Genomic DNA, 18655 nt, shown 5'->3' on the forward strand with positions numbered 1-18655 from the left:
CTGCAGACTATTGTGGTTCACAAAGACACGACGGCGTTCAAGGGATGTGAACATGGTGCAGCAGGGCGAGGAACAGGTGGATTATTCCAGGCTTCCAGTGGGTGAGGAGGCATTGTCGCGTCTGGTGCGGGCGATTGCGAACACCGGCGATACCGCGGAGCGTCACTCGCTGGAGATCAAGGGTTCTCGCTTTGACGTCACGTCGAAGAAGGACAAAAGCAAGATCGCCAAATTCATTCTCGGCGCCGCCAACCGCGACCCGGAGATCGCCAAGCGTCATTTCCAGGGGTACGCACTGATGTTCATCGGCGTGGATGATCATGAAATCGGGGGAGTGGACCGCATCGAGAAGATGGAACTGGACAAGGTGATACGGCAGTTCCTCGGAGCCTCCGGTCCTAAATGGGATGTACAGCGTCTGCCTGCGGACCATGAAGGCAAAGAAGTGCTCATCGTCCTGGTCGATCCCCCCGAACAGGGACAGCCGGCATTTCCGTGCCGAGCGGATGGTGAGGGATTGAAGAACGGGGCCATCTATTTCAGGGCTGATGGATCGACCAGAGACGCATTGGCCGACGAGATAGACATGCTCACCCGCAGAGGGCGCCTGCAGACCACGCCGATAAAGCTGCATGTCAGCGTGAGGGGCTCCGCCTACCGAAGTGCCATCGACAGGGCCAAGACTCTGGATGCCTACATAGCGGCGACCGAAAAAACTCTGCTCGAAGCTTTGCCTGCGAAATCATCTCAGTCCGCATATAACGTTTTTCGAGGTGGCGGGGTATTGATGCCATGGCTATCAGAGCCGCGCACAGAGGAAGAATATCGGAAAGCTATCGAAGCATGGAAGAAGGAATGCTCGAGGAAATGGGCGGACGCGCTCGATAACGTCAATGGATGGATGTGCAGCCCCTATGTATTCGCTGTTGAAAACACCACGAAGGCCAATCTGAAAGCGGTCAGGCTAAGAATATGCATGGATGGGAGCATGACGTCAGTCGAGCACAGAGTCGATCCGGGAGAGACCTTCGGATCTGATGTGAATGCCATCGGACTGCCGCAGGCGCCCAGAATCTGGGGGCAGCGAAGTTGGATGCAGGATTCTGGCGTTATCGGCGACGTGTCAAGTTATCTGTCCTCTGCAATCAGCGTTAACCCTGTCATCAGCACGAAGCATGTCAATGGACAATTCGTGATCGAGGTGGATGCAGGTGATATCAGGCCACTCGATACGTTTGCCTCGACAGATTGCCAGGAGGTGCTGCTGGCACCGGCGCAGTTCGAGGGTGAAGTAATTCACTGCACTTGGAAGGCGACTGTTCAGGATGTCGACGAGGTATTCGAAGGCGAGCTGACCATCCCCGTGGAACCTGTGAGGGACATCACGCAGATCGCACGGTACCTGCTTGATCTCGATCCCATACCTGATGACTGCGAGTAGTTTTTCGCACCCATACTTCTTCCTTTGAGCCAGGACGTTGTACGGTGTTCATATGGAGAAGCACCTAGCATTGAGGCAGATAGCGGATTACTTGGCGTTGAGTCTGCTGCATCAGAGGGTCAGCGCGGTCGAATGCGGGGATTGGTTCGATTATTGCTTCGTCGAGGCCATGGGAGACCTGTCACAGGGGAGGTATGGCAGCATCGATCTGAGGCACCGGGAGAACCCCCGGTACATTCTCGACTACTTTGCGGATTATCCGCGAAGGGTGCTGAATCTTTCGTCCTGAAGGAAGGACCATGTCGTCGAGAACGGACGGTCGGCAACGTTCTAATATGTCTATAAAAGTAGTGACTTCCAATTATCTGGTCGTTTGGTGGTTTTCAGAAGATTGAAGGTGGGGATGGGTGTACTCGACAAGAGGAACCAAGCAACATTATTTGCCTGCATGTGTGATAGGTCGATTCTCGGCGGACACGACTTCGGCATCACGCGATCGACGTGTGGAGGTTTTTCGTAGGGGGAAGGATCACATCTATCGGGCAAGGGCAAGCACAGTGTGCGCCTCAAACGGAATCTATGATGTAAAGGGTTTTGAAAATGGCACGATCGATCAGTGGGATTATGAAGAGTACCTACCGAGTCTATTCGACGCTCTGAAAATGGGATGTTCTACGACTCTAGACGGTTTCGTCCATTCACTGGTGCCATTTGTGACCTGCTTGTTTGTACGCGGTCCTGATTTCGAGCAGCGCATGAATGCACGGATGTTTTCGGGAAAAATAGAGTCGAGTGTATTCAGCAGAGATAATGCCAACGCAGACAGAGTGTTCGAGATTCAACGGTTGCTGTCAATTATGCTCGTTTCAGACTGGTCCTGCCTTCACTCTCCAGAAAACAGAAGTTTCGTACTGGGGGACTTGGGAATAACACAAACAGACATTGAGGGAAGACCTGCTTGGATCGTTCCAGTGGATCCTTCGCTGGCAATTATGATACGTCCCAGAAAAAAAGGACAAATTGCTACTTTCAATCAAGAGCATCATATGTGGCTTTATAAAATACGACATTTACAGCTACATGAGGGAGCCTTACGAAGGGTTAATCAGAGTAGCATGAGTCAGTGCCAAGATCTCTGTATGGCGCTTAGCCGACAGGATTTTATTGGACCACTGCCTGAGCGAAGTCTCAAGGATAAACTAGCGGAATCTACCGAAGCTTTTGGACTTGCATCGTACTTTTCAGTGAACGAGATGATCGAGCATGAATTCGAGTGGTATGGGCTGTCGCTCATCGCTGCACGGAATTTATCGCCAACCATGGCAAAGAGATTGACAAAGAACCGGCCTTATCGCGATTTAAATCTGAACCGATGGATGCCACAGATGCCAATGATACCTGAGAACATCAGGTTCTTTGACTCGGGAGTATCTATTGAAAAGAGAAAGATGATTCTTGATCTTTCCGAGACTGACGACTTCGAAAAACACCTATGCGAGGGAGTTCTGCAAACAAATATACGACAGATGCAATAGTGTCTCTTTGTCTTCCCCAGAGGAGTGTTGAAGAGCTGCCTTACGAGTAAAAGAGTCGAACCGCATTTATCAAAGGTCAAGTCAAGAGGAACAGCAGCGTCAAGAATTGCCGTTCAGATCCTCGGGTGAGTTTGTCAATGTATCCAGTAGTCGACTGCATGCGGCTACCGCCTCGGGATACCCGTCGAGTTGCGAGAGGTCATAGCCCTGCTTTGCACGATTGTCTATGGTGACCGAGATGGTCTCACCGCTGGCGGCGACTCCACTCAGATTCGCAATGGGATCGTTCGAGATGATGATGACAGGGCGCGACTCGCCCGGTTCCAGCGTCAGTGCACTTACTCCGACCTTGCCTCCCTGCGACAATGACAGGGCACCGTTGTCACTCAGCTCGGCATTACAGGCGAAGAGATCGCGTTCGCCTGCGGACTTGAGTTCGAGAATGGAGCCGCCTGTGCGCCCCACGTTGGTGATGACGGCTATGGTGATGCCCGAGCGCTCGCCGACCGTGGCGTGGTAGACCGGTCCTGATTCCTTGAACTGTTGGACCGACAGAAGGAGAGCTGCAACAGAGACAGCCAAGGCCACCAATGCAATCAACAACGACACCCAATCTGTCCACGACGGGTCGTTATGCGACTGCTTCCGCTCCTCTTGCGCGCATTGCACACTAAGGGCGATATGATGCACGTCCTCAACAAGCCGCTTTCTCAGTGAAATCATAATGAACACCGTACAGGACGCATAAGGTGGTTGTGATTATCTGCGACGATCCGAGGGAATGCACTCTCCTCAAGTTTTACGATGCGATACCCAGTCCGAGCCGCGTTATTCGATGGCTGATCTCATTTGCGCTGGGAATAGTGGTCTATGTTCTGTTCAGGGATGCCGTGGCAACACCCGTAAATGCGAGTGTGATGACAATGGCAACCTACGCAGGCATGTTTGGGCTGATGATCTATCTACCTTTCCTTATTATCGCCAAGCCCTCTCGATATAAGCGAATGTACGTCGTGGTTATACTACTGGTGCTTACGATGTTTATCGCAACATGGAGCATAATTCAGGGCGACAACAGCAACACCCCGTGCTGGCCTATTCCCACATATGTATTCTTGACCGCCATGCCGGGTGCGATTCTTCCCGCGCTGCATCTTCTGATCGAGCACACCATTCCGCTCTGGTGGAAGCAGTGTCTCCCGCCACGATGATGGCAAACAAAGCGCAATTTTCCGGTGTCTGCATACGACTCGGGCGGGCATGGAAAACGCCAGAAAGGATCCTCAATTGGACAATCTCAATGAGAACGAGGCACTGCAGACGCGGCGGAGGTACAGGATCATCACGTTCATTGCCGCCATAGCGGCGACAGCCGCCGTCATCACGTCAGCTGTCATGGCGTTCAGAGGCGACTGGACGTGGATGCTGATGTTGTTTATCGTGGCGCTGACGGCATGGTCGGCGTTTATGTCGTGCATGCCGTGTTACGACGTGAGTCTCTTGGGAGCGGTACTGCTGTGGCTGTTTGCCGTCATGGTGTCCGTTGCCTTTGTCATCAGAGGCGAGATGCATTACGCAACCCTGTTCTGGGTGTTGTTTGCAGCATCGTTGACGGGGAGATTGGTCAACGACGACTGGTGGGTATTCGCGTTCACGTTCATCCCGATCGCATTCAGCTTGGGGGTTGTCCAGATGGGAGCATGGATGGAAAGCCTCACCTGACGCTCAGTGCGTATGCCTGCTACACCTCGATATGTCCTGGGAAGAACCACTGTGCCGACCTGCCGTCCGGTGATGTCGGTGACAACACCTCCAAGTCGGGGGCTCTGTGATACAGCCGATGAGCCCTCCAATGCAGATACCGCGAGGCCCAGGCGGACAATCTGTAGTGCTTTCTGATGGGCTCCTGCCTGCTCCGAATGAAATCAATGCGCTGAGCGGCACATCGACGCAGACGCGTTGGCGACCTTACCCAATGCAGTACCATGTAGGCGCTGTTGTCGAGTTTCCCGATTCCGCCTAACGGCCATACATCAAATGCCAACGACTGTGGTGTGGCACCAACAATCACAGGCCTCGACGAAGCAAAGCCTTCGCCGTGGATGCGAATCACACAATGTACCCCCATCATATGAAGGTCATAGCCGCGCCCGTCTCCGTCACTGTGCAGCGTTCCCGTCAGTGCAGGCTGCAGCTCATTGAGGAAGTCGGAACCGACGGGTTTGTCCAATGAGGTAACGGCAAAACTCGCATGCGGCCTGTTTCTATGCACCATATATATTCCCCACATCGACATCGCCAGCGACACTGCGGATACCGCAAGAGGAACAAATGCAATCCAATCCATGGTGCAATCATCCACATCCCACGTTACGGACGCATAACAGATACATAGGGCGCGGAGAGGGCTCACAGTTACAACGAGATCCATGTCAATAACAGCCTTTCTCGCGTCCCTATATAATCTTTACAGCACGTCCATAATAAGGAGCCGATTCAAATGACCAACCTGGATCAGACCCACATCATCGACAGCACTGGTGATAACCAGACCGAAATGCAGTCCAACCGGAAACGCGCGAAGCTCATCGTGTTCTTCGTCGTAGGTGCCGTCATTCTTGCTTGTGGTATCACAGGCGGCATCCTCTACGCCAATCATCTCGCAGAGACCAAGCGTCAACAGTCGCTTGCCTCCTGCGAGAAGGAACTCAAGCAGTTCAAGACAGCGCTCACTGACCTCGACAGGGCGAAGACCGACGTGGCCGAGACCGTGAAGATCTCAGTCGAGCAGGTTGCCGACGGAGCCACCGTAGTGGCGCTGGCCAAGGCAGTGGCAGTCGAGGCACCCAAGACCGTCACCTGCCCTGCGGAAGGCGACACCGAAACCCTCGATGCCAATACGGCGAAGCTGGTCATACAGACCAAGACCGTGGACAGCAATATCAAGGCCATCAGGGATGGTGCCGCCAAGGTCACCGAGTCGAAGACCGCGAAGGAGGTCGCCGACGCGCTGAAGACGCTGACCGATACGATAGCCAGCGGCGAGCAGACGTTGAGTGACTCGGACGGCAAGGTGTCTGACAATGCGGTGCGCGAGCAGCTTCGGGAGGCGCTGGACAGCGCCATCGATGTCAAGGAATCGAAGGATATCCAGGCGCTGGGCGACCATGCGGGCAACCTGTCGGGCAAGGTGCAGGCGGTGGGCGACGCGGTGAACGCGAAAGCCCAGGTGGATGCCGAAGCCGCAACACAAGCCGCAGCTGCGGCACAGGCGGCCGCGAATGCGAAGAAGAGCACGAGCAGTGGGACGTCAAGTGGGACAAGCAGCAAGAAGACGGCTTCGAGCGGCAGCGGAACAACCACAAAGAAGAGCACCGGTTCGACAGGCAACAGCGGTGGAAGCTCGGGCAACGGAAACAGCGGTGGCGGCACATCAGAGAATGCAATGGATGCATTGAAGAAGATGATCGACCAAGAGGCACTTGCTCGTTGTAAAGCTGATCCTAATCGTTGCTCGTAGATAGTGAAAGGACGGTTTACGGAACCCTCGGCATTGATGTGCCGGGGGTTCTTGTCGTGTGCATACTCCGTGGTGTATCTGATGCCGTGTTCGGCTGGATTCATGACGCAACGCTTGGTGTGCTCGTTTCCGATATCGGTTCGCGTGGTCGTCCGCGGCATGTGAAGGCATCAGGTGTCCGCATAGGGCATTGGTGAATGATTCGATGGACGGAAAGAGCACATTATGGGTTACAGAGTCGAGAAAAGACGGCAGTTGTCGTGGTTGAAACGATACAAGCGGTTGCTGCGTGTTGTGGCGTTGACGGTCGGTGGCGTGCTGCTGACCATCGGCGTTGCCGGTGCTGTGGGGATGACGGTGCGGGCTCGTCCGATGCAGGTGGTGCGGGAGGCACGAACGGGTCGGGCTGGGAGTACCGCTTCTGGGCGTATGACAATGCCGCCCGTAACGGCAGTGCCCTGAACACCATGTATGCGTGGAGCGGATGGTCACCCTGGGGTATGACCAACGGTGTGGCAACGATAGCGACGATGGAGAACGTGTGCAACAACGCCAGGGACACAGCGATAGCGACGTATGGGGGTACTCGGGGCGATTACCGTTCCGTGCTGGTGAGAGCTTTCATCGGCAACAACAGCGACGGTTCAGGAAAAATCCTCTACGACGGCATGCCCGCATACGGTGCCCTATGGGACGCCCTCAACGCCCAATGGCCCAGCCTGATGACTAAGCTGAAAGCCGATGCAGCTGATATGGATGGTTATAGGCAAGACGTAAAGGTTTATGCTCAGGTCGCGATGGCGGCTGATGCTAGCCGTTCCAAACGGGTGTGCGTGGTGTTGAATCAGAATCAGCCGGAACAGAACTACGATCTGTCGTTGTCTACGCAGGCGCAGTTCACGCCGAATGCGTCGAGTGTGGTTAATGCTCCGACTCTGTTGGAGGGGTCGTCCGGTTGGGTGCGTGACCATGTGACTCTGAATCGTAACGGGTCGAGTTTGAGCGAGTCGGTGGATATTCAGGCGTGGCTCAACTACAACGCGAATTACGGGTGGGGTCGGCGACCAAGGCCCAGCAACAGTCCCAGACGTTGAGTGGTAACAGCGGCTCGTATGATCTCAATTGGTTCACGTACAGCACCGTTGGCATGCCCAGCGGTTGGCAGAAGGGTGATTACTGGTGGGACATCGTCGCCTCGGGCGATCATATGAACGGCAGTCCCAGGACCTTCGGTGGTGCGGGTGTGGCGTCCGAGCGTTGGCGTGTGGTGGACCGTCAGAACGCCGCGTTGCAGCTCTCCTCGCAAGCAGGTCAGGCGCTGGTGACGGGTTGGGACCGGAGTGACCTGGATGCTTCCAAGACGGTGACACAGACTCCGGAGAACACGGTGATGGCGGGGTCGAGCGTGACCCTGACCGATCAGGTGCGCGTATCGCTCAAGGACGGTGCGGAGAATCAGAATCTGGATACGAACAGTGACGGCAGATTCGACAGTTTTCACTACGCTGTCGAGACTCGCCTGACCATTGGCGGGCAGACGCGGGTGAAGAGTCTGAATTATCGTGGCTATTACCGTGGCGGCACTCAGTGTGCCGCGTTGGGCGCTCCGGAGGTCGATGGTGATGTGGATGTCAACGGTTGCGCCACATTCGACTTCACGCCCTCTGATTTCGGGTGGAGCGTGTGGCCTGGCGGCAGTCTCAAGTTCGAGAGCCATCTGAGCGCGGTCGGCGGTAAGGATGAGGGTCGGAACGCGGGCAATGTGTATGATCTCGACGGCGCGTGCGGCAACGACTGCTGGGCCGTGCGCTCGAACTATGGGGCCGCCTACGCCATATGCCTCGCCAAGGGCGACTGGACATCCGACCGTGCGGCGTCGGAGAACGGGTGGTCTCACCACCAGCTGCGACTGGCACTGGACACTGCCGTCACCCCGAAGTCCCGTAACGATGGGCTGCTGACGGGTGATGAGGTGACCCTGCGTCTGGTCGATGATGAGGAAAACCTCAACCGGGTCAAGTTGAACATGAGCGGTATCGAGAACCTCACCATCCCCGTGCGAGGCAGTTACTGGTGGAGTCCCGCCATGGGGTCGGAGGGCGACACCGTGGCCTCGAACGCGTTGAAAGTCTGCGACGCGCAAACACGCAACATCACCGTGGGCGCGGCAGGCGACTGGAAACCTGACTGGGCCTCATACTCGTTCAACGTCACTCGCGACAATGCGAGCGGTACTTGCGCCAACGTGGACGAAGTGCGGCTGGGCACGGGCTATTACACCTGGGTGTGGCACGTCGTGCACTCGGATGTCACCGGTGCCAACACTGGGGGCGTGCAGTTCACGAACACGCACTTCGATAAGCAGTTCACGTTCACGGTCGAGGCGGACAAATTGTTCGACTGGTCGGCCCAGGTCACCGATGCGAAGCTCGGCACCGGCCCGTCGCTGACGGATGGGTGGCAGCCGACTACGGAGCAGACGTTGATGCGTACGCCGTTCGATTTGAAGATATGGAAGCATGGGCGCATCGGCAAGGCCGATGGCGCATGGAGCGACATGCCCGCGAAGAACGCGGTGCTGACGCTAACCAGGATCGACCCTGCGAACGCGAATGCCGATAACGCGAACCTGGTGCATGATGCGCCTCAGCTGTCCGGTGGCGAGAACGTGACCATCACCCTAAACACCGAGGGCATCGGTATATTCACAGGCCTGAAGGATCTGGATCCGGGCGAGGTACGGTACTACAGGCTCACGGAGTCGGATGTGGATGTGCCGATGCGCGTGCCGGGATGGGACCCGACCGAGCAGGATGTGGTGCGCAAGGCTGGATGGCTGGTCACCGTCACCAACACGAACGGCTCGCGCGGCGCCAGCAGCATCACCTTGGACGGCTACGAGGGTAATACGTTCAAAGGGTCCAGCGTCCCTTGGAACGAGACCGATCTGCTGGTGGACACCAGACGGCAGACGGCCGCCACCAGGCTGGTGGTCGGCGGCACCGCCATCCCCGCGAACCTTGGCAGTGACAACGCCGCGGCATTGGGCGTGTCCAAGTGCTCTGGCATCCAGAACGGCACCGTGCATGTGCAGCAGGACCTAGGCGACACCCAGCTGTCCAACGTCATTCCTCCCCGACACGGGCGGCATGGAGCGGATGGCATGGTGGCTCTGGGCACTGCCGATGGCGGGCATCATGCTGGCTGGAACCTCTGTTGCGCTGCTGCTGCGCTGAAAGCTGAGCAGAGCTGAAACCGTGTAACCATCAACACGAACGAACGCCCGTCAGGGTCAAGAGGAGATTCTGGCGGGTGTTCGTGTCTCCTATGATTCCTTTCAGCATGTCAGGTTTTGTGGTGTTACCCGCGCCCCATACGATGGGCATGAGCGTAAAGACGATGGCGTTATGCTTGCCTCATGTCTGATAATTCTTCGAATGCCGAAAAAAGAACAGGGAACAATCCCGTTATGCCAGGGCTCTTGAGTTGGCTGAGCATAACGCGGCGAGTCACGCTATTCCTTTTGGCGAGATGGTCGACGGGGAGAACGAGCATCCTGATTTCGTGGTTCGCTCCGCTGATAACGGGCATCGTCTGATCGGCATCGAGCACTTTCAGGTGGATGCGGGCGGACATAGAAAACACGGCGCCAACCAGTCGCAATACAAGGTGCTGGAAAACGAGATGACAAAGATGCAACGCAAGTTCGCCGCCGATGGGTCGTTTGACTCGGCGTTGAAGAGCTTCTCGGCGTTGCTGGGGGAATACCAGAGGGTGCATTTCGATTGCGGTCTCGACAACTTCGTCCAGGTGTTAGAGAAGACGCTCCATAATCACCTGAACAAGCTCGAGTCCTACAGACATACGGTCGAGGATCTGGCTGCGCAAGAACATTCAACATATGGGGGATTGGCGCTGTTCATAGAGACACGCTCCGATTTTTCGGACTTGTTCCTCAACGCTCCCCACACCGCAGCACGCAGGTGCGAACAAGGCGAGCTGCCGATGTTTGCGGAAATTCTTTCCCTGCTCAGGGAGGCGGCGGGCAGTGTGGATTGGATCCTTCTGAGCTCGGGCACGACCATAACCGACAAAATGACGTCCGCTCGGGTCCTCGACTGCTCCCATGACGGTAAGGACTGGGGCATCCGACCTTACGCACACTATCTATGTCAGATGCATAAACCTCCCGTTGGGGGCGGCGCATGGTCGCACGAGTGGGATCTGCCAGCCGGAACGGTACATATGACATATCCGAGAAATGAACGACTATATACGAGAAAGAAGTTTTCCCGGGAGGTTAAAGCGGAATTCTGCCGTGCTATCGACTCCATGGAACGCGACGAGCCCTTCGCCGCGACCCTAGGGGTGCAGATGTTCGTGGAGAGATTCGGCGAATACCTGTTGAAGAACAAAACCAAAGGTCGTCCACTCACGGTGGGGGTGGCGGATAGATTGCTCGGCTTCGCTAAATAGCGGTATGTATGTGCGCACCGCGTATGTTCCTCCTGCGAACGACATGCACGATGGCGCAGACGACGGCCGCGATATCCCAGATGCATAGCATCCTGCGGCGGGTCTCTCCGGAGGCGATTGAGGGGCTGGTGTGATGTACCCTGAGAATCAGACAATAGGACAACAAGGATATGGGCGGCAGTATCGAATGAAACTGGTCATCGACTCACTGGCAATCGTGGAACACGCCGAGATCGACCTGGACGGTATCACGGTCATCGCGGGCGAGAACAACGTCGGCAAGAGCACGTTGGGCAAGGCACTGTTCGCTTTGGTCAACTCTTTCTCCAACGTGTTCTCATCACCCGAAGAGGAGGTGGCTAATGCACTGAGACTGACATTTCGACGCTTCTACGAGGAGCAAGTAGATATCGAGGAAAACAACGGGCAATCTACTTTGAATTTTGAGAGTCCAACAAACTCCACAAGAATCAGCAGAGCCGGCTTTAGTTTTTCATTAGGGGGGATGGCCCGTGATATGGCAAAAGGTTTGAGGTTCGAGGCAACCCCTGCCTCTGTCAAAGCTTTTATTGAGTCATATCATTCAACTGGAATGCACAAACGGATTGCGGATAAATTCAAGTCATTTGTGCGAGAAGGTGACAGTCAAGAGTTCGTCGCTCGTTGCGTGCGAATCCTCAAGCTCACTGATTCATCATTCTCAAAGGCATTTTCGGAGAGAACATTTGGATCTGTCTTTGATGGACAGGTTAGTTCAAGAATCATCAAAGCTGGCAACAAGCCTGACATTTGTCTCGTAGACAGTAACGGTACTGAACTTATACGCACAACGTTCAATGGAGATCGATGCCTAGAGTCGTCATCTCAACTCGACACCGAAACTCGTGCAATTCTGCTTGACGATCCGAGCGTTGTGGATGGGCTTGCCGACGATTATAGGAGAATGGGTCGCAGCTTGGCAATGCCAAAAAGCACACTGCAACAACTCATTTTGGAATCAGATGAGAATGAAACCTTGGCTGATTTTCTTCTTGCAGAACAGGATGGACAGGACTTCCTTTCAGTACTGGATACGGCCTATGAGGGAAAGCTCAAACAAAATCATGACCATGAATGGGTCCTCTATGGCAACAGGGAGCTAACAGAACCCATCAAGACATCAAATTCATCAAAAGGAAGCAAATCTGTCGCCCTCCTGAGAATCTTAGTTGAGGAGAATGTCATACGAAGAGGTGACTTCCTCATCCTCGATGAACCAGAGATCCATCTGCATCCGGGATGGCAGATCATTTATGCTGAGGCACTGGTCGTTTTGTCGAAAGAACTTGGTGTAAGACTTCTTATTACCAGTCACAGCCCATACTTTATTGAGGCAATTGAAACATACGCAGAGAAATACGACTGGACTGATAAAACGGGCATTTATGTATCCAACGTGTCCAAGAACGGTTCTGTTCGATACTTACGCGCGGATGAAGAACGCAAGGCACAAGTATTCGAGTCAATGGCAAAGCCCTTTGACATACTGGAAAGAACCAGAGCGGCAAAGATGTTTGGCGATGAAGATGCCTAAGAACAAAAAATCCCTGTACCAAAGGCTGACGGAAGTTTCAGGGGATCCTCAGACCATTACCGAACTCAGTCGTTGCCATCCCGATGATCCCAGCAGTGAATCGCTGATCCACAACGAAGCAAAAGGGCATAATCTGGATGTTTTTGCCGGACGCTTCGCCGACAAGCACTCACTTCCACCTGTTTGCACCGATCAGGGGGAATGTCCGATGAAACCTTCGAGCTGTGACTCGATTTTCGTAATGAACAATGGGGACATCTATCTCGTCGAATATAAGAAAACTGGGGTCTATAAAAACGGAAACTATGTCGTCAATGACACACATGATTACCAGATTGAGATATTAAAAAATTATATGACACTTACATCATGCTCAATGTAGAACAGTTGTTGTCCTACGCGACCGCTCGCACAAAGACGAGAGTCTTGGTTGTAGTTGACGAGAACCAAAACGATTTACATAATCACGCGCAACGAATACAAAGCCATTTGTCAAATTTAGGCTCGGAAAAGCGAATTGCCAATAAACTGAAGGGATATCTATACTTAGACATTGTTCTTTTGGGGCAGAGCTCCTTCACCGGCACCTATCTGCCAAAGATAATCAGGGATTCAGTGTTGAACTCGAATAACTTTCAATGATCGGCAACAAGCATCTGGTAGCCACTAGGTTCCAACCATCAGGTCAAATCAGACTCGGTGTGATCGGGCGCTCGATGCGCTCAATGATGAGTGGAATGTAGTCCTCTGACATCTCGCTGCCAACCACACGGCAGTCCTCCCACAGCGCCCCCCTCGAAGGTGGCGCCACTGCCGCCGAAGAGTTCAAGCACGCACCCCCCCCTCGGTGTGACGAGGCGGATGAGGTGCCGCATGAGGTTGACTGGCTTGGGCGTGGGATGGGTGATGCCGTTGACTCGAGGGCGTTCCTTTGCGGGGGTCTTGGGCACGTAGACGAACGCGGGCAGATCGCATCCCGTCTCCAGTCCGTCCGTCGCGGCGTTGGGGGTGAATCCGTCTCCACCCGTCGCTTTGATGTTGTAGCCGCCGACGCCATGTTCGAGCATGTTTCTGGCAAAGGACTCGGTCATGGGTTTCCTGCCTATCGCGATGGGCTCGAACACGGGGCGCAGTGCGCTGTTCCAGCCGTACAGCCGTTTCGCCTCCTCGGTGATGGGCTCATCGGACGGGATCTCCATGTACCCCGCCTTCTCCGCCTCGAGCTGCCATTTATGTTTGTTGTTGCCGTCGAACGTGAAGGTGTCGTGGTACGGCACGCGGGTGACGGGACGTTTGGCACCAAGCATCCTGTCCGTCAGCCTGTCCGCCCATTGGCCCTTCGGCAGGATATCCTGATGGAGCCAGGCGATGGGATCGCGCAGCTGGAATCCCGCATCCTCGATGGCGACGGCAAGACGATGCCATGTGCGGGAGCCGCCGAACGCCATGAGATGACCTCCGGGCTTGAGTACGCGCAGCACCTCTGCCCACAGCTCCGTGTCAAAGGCGATGCCTGTGGCATCCCAGGACAGACCTATGAAACCGCCCTTACCCGAACTTCCCGTCAGCTCATACGGAGGGTCGGTTACGCAGGAGTCGATGGAATTGTCGGGGATGTCCGCAAGCATCTTGCGGCAGTCCGCGTGATGGAGGGTGATCTGGTTGTCTTGATATGCAATGGTCATATGTCAGCTATGCGTCCAAGACCGCTGCGGACGCATAAGGCAGGGCATGAGAACGCGTCTCACCCGAACCGACCTGATGCCGCTGATACCGCTGGGAGTGGAGGCGGTGTCCGAAGCCGCCTATTCGCGGGCGGGGGACGGGGATGTATACCCGCTGCTTCGTTGGGCGGCGCATCAGCTTCACGCCAACCCCTGCGATGCAATGGACGCTTTGGCCAGGCTCATCAGATGGGACGGCGCGGAGAGGGAGTTCGGCTCGCCCGCCCGCAGGGCAATGGCCGATGAGCTGGCGTGTTCGGGACTGGTCGTCGACACAGTAGGGGCTATCAGCCGCGATCCGCAGATCACGGGGGGAGACCGCTCCCTTGGCATTGTCTCGCATGTCAGCCGTGACATCGAGACCCGCGTGCTGGAGAAGATCACAGGCGTGGAGATGATCACCAATTCCACCGCATGGAACAAAGGCAACCTATGGGATCCCACATTGGGCACGACGGTGGCGGGTTGGGCGCGGGGACTGACCAAGGCCATGACCGAGAGCATCGTGCGTCGCGCACGCAACGCCCACGAGACACCGATCTCGGCCTGGGATGACGATGAGAGCGGCGACAACCTACTGCTGTCCACCGTGCCAAGTGACGGCAGACCCTCATTGCTTGACATGCATCCGGATCTGGTGTTTCCGCGGCCTCTGGGCTTGGACAGGAGAAGGTTTCTGGTGGAGGGCGCGGGACCATCCGATCTCATATCCGCAGGCTGGTGGCATCCCTCCCTCAACGCGCTGGATGATCCGCGTCAAGCGCTTACCTTCCTGTTGACACCGCTGCACGATGATCCTGGTATCCCGCGCATCCTGTCATCAGCAGGCGTTTCGATGATTGTGGCCGAGCATTATGCGAAAGACCAGTCAACATACGGGACGGCGGACGGCGGACTACTGGTACATGAACTATCAGGTGAGGCGAATAGACTGAACATCACCCTGCGCACGCTTATGGAGCGGTTGGGGACGCTGGCGGCTCGGTGTCTGTAGAGGTCGCATCCGGCTCCTCATGCTCCGGGCTCCGCTGGTTGTTGACGAATTCTTCAATGCACGATTTACCGCTGAAAGTCCGTATGTCCGAGCATTTGACGATCTTTCCGATTCTTTTTTGCAGGGAATCGTCCTGTTTTGCATCTGCATGCAGGTCCACGATGTTGACGTGCAATGGCGATTGCGACATTTTTAGTAGTTCGACAGTGACTCGATCGGTCATGGGTAACGAATAGCCCATGAAGGTTATGGATTCCGCGTGCCGAACGGCAGCAAGAGCGTCACACCACAATGCCCTAGTGAGATATGGGCGGTAATAGGCCGATTTGCCGGACAACGGCGGGATAAGGAAGCGTTCAAGGCCGCTGGTTGAATGATTCACATCCACATCCTGTTCGCCCAGGCCCTTGCGTACAGGTATCCTTCGTAAGGTCTGCCCGATCTGGTCGTCGGGCGCCCAGTACCAATTCAGCGATCCGTGCAGCTTCATGATCTGCATGGATCCTTCCTTCGCCGATTGAATACTCTGCTCTTTCCAAGTTCCTGCAAGGTCTGTTTGAGGGCGGGGAAATACCACTTCATCCCCATACAGCTTATGATCTTTGCCGTTCAACTTGATGGTCGGTCGGACCATGTTGATGGACTTTTCAAGCAGCATATCGTAGTTGAAGGTGATTATCCTCGCCTGCTCACTGTTCCACCGACTGATCAGTGTGGTGAGCCAAGGGGGTGCAGATTCTAACGACTGCGATCTTTGTTCTATAACCGTTGCTATCAGCGAGAGCATGAGCTGCAGGTCGGCCGCCCTCTGTCGGTTTTCGGAACTGTCAAGGTACGGCAATTCCTGTGATGCCATTGAAAGCCAGTCCTCGAACGATTCTTCTTTCTCGTAGCCACACTTCCGATGTTTTTGCTTTTTGAAGAGCTCTGCGACGTCGTTACCTAGATCGTTGGTAATGGGCATGTGCTCATGGAGTGCTTTGGAAAATCCTGCGCCGAGGATGTACAGCGGCCGTCGTACCGAATCGTTCACACATCGATTCTATCCGGAAATTCTTCAACGGGACCGCAAACCACAACGAACCCCTGCACCGTGTTGTAAACGCATAGACGAGATATGAGCGATCAACCACGAGACCCCCGCACGCAGCAGTGGCAGGAGAAGCCGCGACATGGCGGCACGGACGACCTGGAGGACTTCGAGCGCGTCGAGACGCTGGTCGTCCCGCGCGAGCCTGTGTCCAGGATGCCCAAATGGAGCGATACGGAGCAGCCGTGGTCGACGTGCCACAGGCTCGGCAAATACCTGCTCAGCGGCGAAGACGAGGGTTCGATACGGGAACGCGCCTTAGCAGAGCTCAGAGAGACGTGGGGAGATGACGTGATGCCCATCTCTGACGACGAAAGCGAGGACGAGATCGGCTTCATGCGCCGCGATAACCCCACCGCACTGTTCGTGCGCGACGGTCTGGGCTATTTCATGGTTGACATGGACGGCACATCGAAGCACAAATACCGCGCCGAGGGCAACCGGGTGTCGCGCAGGACGCGACGCAAGTTCGCCTACGTTCGCGGCATGCGTCTGACCACACTTGTCGGAGCCAAGGCCATCTATCCGAAGGGCGAGAGGGGCGGCGACGACTTCGCGGCGGTGGTTCACGAGAGCAAGTACGCATGGCGTATCGAAGCCCACCGCCGCAAAGGTGCTCGCCTGCGTGCGGAGGCCAGACACATGTGGCGCAGAAGCAAAGCGCCGAAAGCTGGGCGCTTCATCGTGCTGTGCGGCGTACAATACGCCGATATCCCGGGCATAGCTATGTTCGCTGCAGAGAAGCTCAACCCATCGTCGACGCGGAAACCGACTGCGGCCTGTGGACCGGCGACGACCCCTGATAATCGTGCGTTCACCGGGTATTTAATGGTGTCGGGCAACGCATCCAAGGGCACCCATAGACAGCATGTATTCATCATTCCCTCCATCACATGCCCATTGCCTACGGACTGACGGCACTGATGGGCAGCGCGGGGCATTCACCCGCTCGTTTAGTATCGCTGATGCCGATTGGCTGACCAGCAAGATGCGGCTGTCGCCCGCGAAGCGCCGCCGCATGCGGAGCGGGTGGTGGCCGCATCGTTGTCGCGATGAGCGGGGACGCCTACGCTGGGTCGCGCTTCGGTGCTCATCGGCGTGCGCTACCCGCATCCCCATTACCCGGCGATCCCGAGAACACGGCGGAAACCGCAAGTGCCATGATCGAGGCGGGATCCCAGAGTTGTGTGCTGCCACGCAGACCGGGTTCTACCTGACTCAAGGCATCTCCCTGTCTCAGGCACGTATGACATTGAAGTGATGGGCATCGATACGGACATCTCATGGGCGGCGGCGCTCACCGCATAGAAGCGTAATGAACAACTATGATCAGCCACGCGAGCCACGCACCCAGAGATTCGCGGAGCAAACTCGCTTCGGCGGTATCGACGATCTGTCCCCTTGGACAGGACACGGGGAACGAGGCCGATCGCCTTCGGACTCTCGAAGCGCAGCTACACCAGGATAACCTGACACTGTTGGAGAGCACCGAGCGTCAGGCGATGGTCGAGCGTCTTCTCGAACTCACCCCATCGGTCGACCCGAACGCACGCGATCCCAAGCGCGCGGCGCAGCGCAATGCCATCATCGACGACTATCTGCAGCGGGACGCGCGACATGACGGACGGCTGGTGTTCGCAGGGGGCATGGGAGGTGCGGGCAAGTCCACGATTCTGCGGATGATGGGCGGCACGGACGGTTATATCACGGTGAACCCCAACGACATCAAGGAGCGCATGGCCCAGGAGGGGATGATCCCGAATGTACGCGGACTCACGCCGATGGAGGCCAGCCCGTTGGTCCACGAGGAGGCGAGCCGCATGTCCAAGGAGATCATCCACGAACTCTCTCGAACAAACACCAACATGGTCATCGACAAGACCATGATCTCAGTGGACTTCATACCCCGAGTGTTCGACAACAACCTCGACGGACGCGAGCCCGTCGAGCTGGACTACTCCCGTTTCGCGGGAGATGACAGGTACATGGACGCATAACCAATATGCACAGGAAGGACAACATGACACTGGTACGGATAGCCGAAGAATGGATCGGCGGATATATCTACGACACCACCGCCAGAGAGCGGGCGTTCAGGGTGACGCCGCCCGTGTGGGTGGGGGATAGCTTCGACGGACACTGGGAAAGAGACGGGGGCAATGACATTTTCGCCGTCATACGAAGCTTCCCTGAAGACGGGGCACACTACGGAGAGATGTTTGAAGCGCAATAGGTACACAATTAGGTGCACCATATTGTACGGTATCTTCATAATACTGCAATAAAGCCGATTGTGGAGAGC

The 18655-nt window shown here is 55.8% G+C and carries 19 protein-coding genes; 14 read left to right on the forward strand and 5 right to left on the reverse strand.

Annotated elements, in window-relative coordinates; genetic code table 11:
• The first annotated feature begins 52 nt into the window (after window positions 1-52).
• The 3 genes from DB51_RS09765 (at window position 53) to DB51_RS04800 (ending at window position 2976) form a co-directional block, all read left to right on the forward strand.
• Entirely contained in the window at window positions 53-1441 is a 1389-nt protein-coding gene (locus tag DB51_RS09765; protein ID WP_051867283.1) for a hypothetical protein, read from the forward strand.
• 52 nt (window positions 1442-1493) lie between these two features.
• Entirely contained in the window at window positions 1494-1730 is a 237-nt protein-coding gene (locus DB51_RS04795) for a hypothetical protein (RefSeq protein ID WP_034252238.1), read from the forward strand.
• A 268-nt stretch (window positions 1731-1998) separates the two neighbouring features.
• Complete coding sequence (locus DB51_RS04800; RefSeq protein WP_034252241.1) at window positions 1999-2976, forward strand: hypothetical protein; 978 nt, start codon at window positions 1999-2001, stop codon at window positions 2974-2976.
• A 99-nt stretch (window positions 2977-3075) separates the two neighbouring features.
• On the opposite strand, the gene DB51_RS04805 is transcribed toward DB51_RS04800, so the two are convergent.
• Window positions 3076-3699, reverse strand: a complete 624-nt coding sequence (locus DB51_RS04805; RefSeq protein WP_156958235.1) for a hypothetical protein — start codon at window positions 3697-3699, stop codon at window positions 3076-3078.
• A gap of 564 nt (window positions 3700-4263) precedes the next feature.
• Here DB51_RS04805 and DB51_RS04815 point away from each other — a divergent pair.
• A complete protein-coding gene (locus tag DB51_RS04815) occupies window positions 4264-4698 on the forward strand; it encodes a hypothetical protein (protein WP_156958236.1) in 435 nt (144 codons plus the stop codon).
• 19 nt (window positions 4699-4717) lie between these two features.
• Here the strand turns inward: DB51_RS04815 and DB51_RS04820 are convergent, their stop codons facing one another.
• Window positions 4718-5323, reverse strand: a complete 606-nt coding sequence (locus tag DB51_RS04820) for a hypothetical protein (protein ID WP_034252250.1) — start codon at window positions 5321-5323, stop codon at window positions 4718-4720.
• A 153-nt stretch (window positions 5324-5476) separates the two neighbouring features.
• Here DB51_RS04820 and DB51_RS04825 point away from each other — a divergent pair, with 153 nt between their 5' ends.
• The 6 genes from DB51_RS04825 (at window position 5477) to DB51_RS04855 (ending at window position 12927) form a co-directional block, all read left to right on the forward strand.
• Entirely contained in the window at window positions 5477-6496 is a 1020-nt protein-coding gene (locus tag DB51_RS04825; RefSeq protein WP_034252253.1) for a hypothetical protein, read from the forward strand.
• 260 nt (window positions 6497-6756) lie between these two features.
• The gene (locus DB51_RS04835) at window positions 6757-7590 is read left to right on the forward strand and encodes a hypothetical protein (RefSeq protein WP_156958237.1); all 834 of its coding nucleotides are present in this window, start codon (window positions 6757-6759) and stop codon (window positions 7588-7590) included.
• Entirely contained in the window at window positions 7521-9749 is a 2229-nt protein-coding gene (locus tag DB51_RS04840; RefSeq protein WP_156958238.1) for a hypothetical protein, read from the forward strand. Before DB51_RS04835 ends, DB51_RS04840 begins: the two co-directional genes overlap by 70 nt.
• Window positions 9750-9982: 233 nt before the next feature.
• The gene (locus DB51_RS04845; protein ID WP_034252259.1) at window positions 9983-10972 is read left to right on the forward strand and encodes a hypothetical protein; all 990 of its coding nucleotides are present in this window, start codon (window positions 9983-9985) and stop codon (window positions 10970-10972) included.
• Between the two features lie 133 nt (window positions 10973-11105).
• Complete coding sequence (locus tag DB51_RS04850) at window positions 11106-12545, forward strand: AAA family ATPase (RefSeq protein ID WP_084674562.1); 1440 nt, start codon at window positions 11106-11108, stop codon at window positions 12543-12545.
• Entirely contained in the window at window positions 12532-12927 is a 396-nt protein-coding gene (locus tag DB51_RS04855) for a hypothetical protein (protein WP_034252261.1), read from the forward strand. Before DB51_RS04850 ends, DB51_RS04855 begins: the two co-directional genes overlap by 14 nt.
• Window positions 12928-13267: 340 nt before the next feature.
• Here the strand turns inward: DB51_RS04855 and DB51_RS09770 are convergent, their stop codons facing one another.
• Window positions 13268-14230, reverse strand: a complete 963-nt coding sequence (locus DB51_RS09770) for a DNA-methyltransferase (protein WP_051867284.1) — start codon at window positions 14228-14230, stop codon at window positions 13268-13270.
• A gap of 46 nt (window positions 14231-14276) precedes the next feature.
• Here DB51_RS09770 and DB51_RS04870 point away from each other — a divergent pair, with 46 nt between their 5' ends.
• Complete coding sequence (locus DB51_RS04870; protein WP_034252264.1) at window positions 14277-15263, forward strand: hypothetical protein; 987 nt, start codon at window positions 14277-14279, stop codon at window positions 15261-15263.
• Here the strand turns inward: DB51_RS04870 and DB51_RS04875 are convergent.
• Window positions 15223-16296 carry an SIR2 family protein gene (locus DB51_RS04875; RefSeq protein WP_156958240.1) on the reverse strand — a complete coding sequence of 358 codons (1074 nt, stop codon included), beginning with the start codon at window positions 16294-16296 and terminating at the stop codon, window positions 15223-15225. The genes DB51_RS04870 and DB51_RS04875 overlap by 41 nt on opposite strands.
• An 84-nt stretch (window positions 16297-16380) precedes the next feature.
• On the opposite strand from DB51_RS04875, the gene DB51_RS04880 reads away from it, so the two are divergent.
• On the forward strand, window positions 16381-17268 hold the full coding sequence (locus tag DB51_RS04880; protein WP_034252268.1) for a hypothetical protein: 888 nt from the start codon (window positions 16381-16383) through the stop codon (window positions 17266-17268).
• Between the two features lie 175 nt (window positions 17269-17443).
• On the opposite strand, the gene DB51_RS10520 is transcribed toward DB51_RS04880, so the two are convergent.
• The gene (locus DB51_RS10520) at window positions 17444-17575 is read right to left on the reverse strand and encodes a hypothetical protein (RefSeq protein WP_272866983.1); all 132 of its coding nucleotides are present in this window, start codon (window positions 17573-17575) and stop codon (window positions 17444-17446) included.
• A gap of 103 nt (window positions 17576-17678) precedes the next feature.
• Here DB51_RS10520 and DB51_RS04885 point away from each other — a divergent pair, with 103 nt between their 5' ends.
• Together DB51_RS04885 and DB51_RS04890 are read left to right on the forward strand one after the other, a co-directional pair.
• Window positions 17679-18350 (forward strand): zeta toxin family protein, encoded by a 672-nt coding sequence (locus tag DB51_RS04885; RefSeq protein WP_034252270.1) that lies wholly within the window; start codon window positions 17679-17681, stop codon window positions 18348-18350.
• Window positions 18351-18373: 23 nt separating this feature from the next.
• On the forward strand, window positions 18374-18586 hold the full coding sequence (locus DB51_RS04890) for a hypothetical protein (protein ID WP_034252272.1): 213 nt from the start codon (window positions 18374-18376) through the stop codon (window positions 18584-18586).
• Window positions 18587-18655: the final 69 nt, after the last annotated feature.

Source organism: Bifidobacterium crudilactis, assembly GCF_000738005.1.
Lineage (GTDB): Bacteria > Actinomycetota > Actinomycetes > Actinomycetales > Bifidobacteriaceae > Bombiscardovia > Bombiscardovia crudilactis.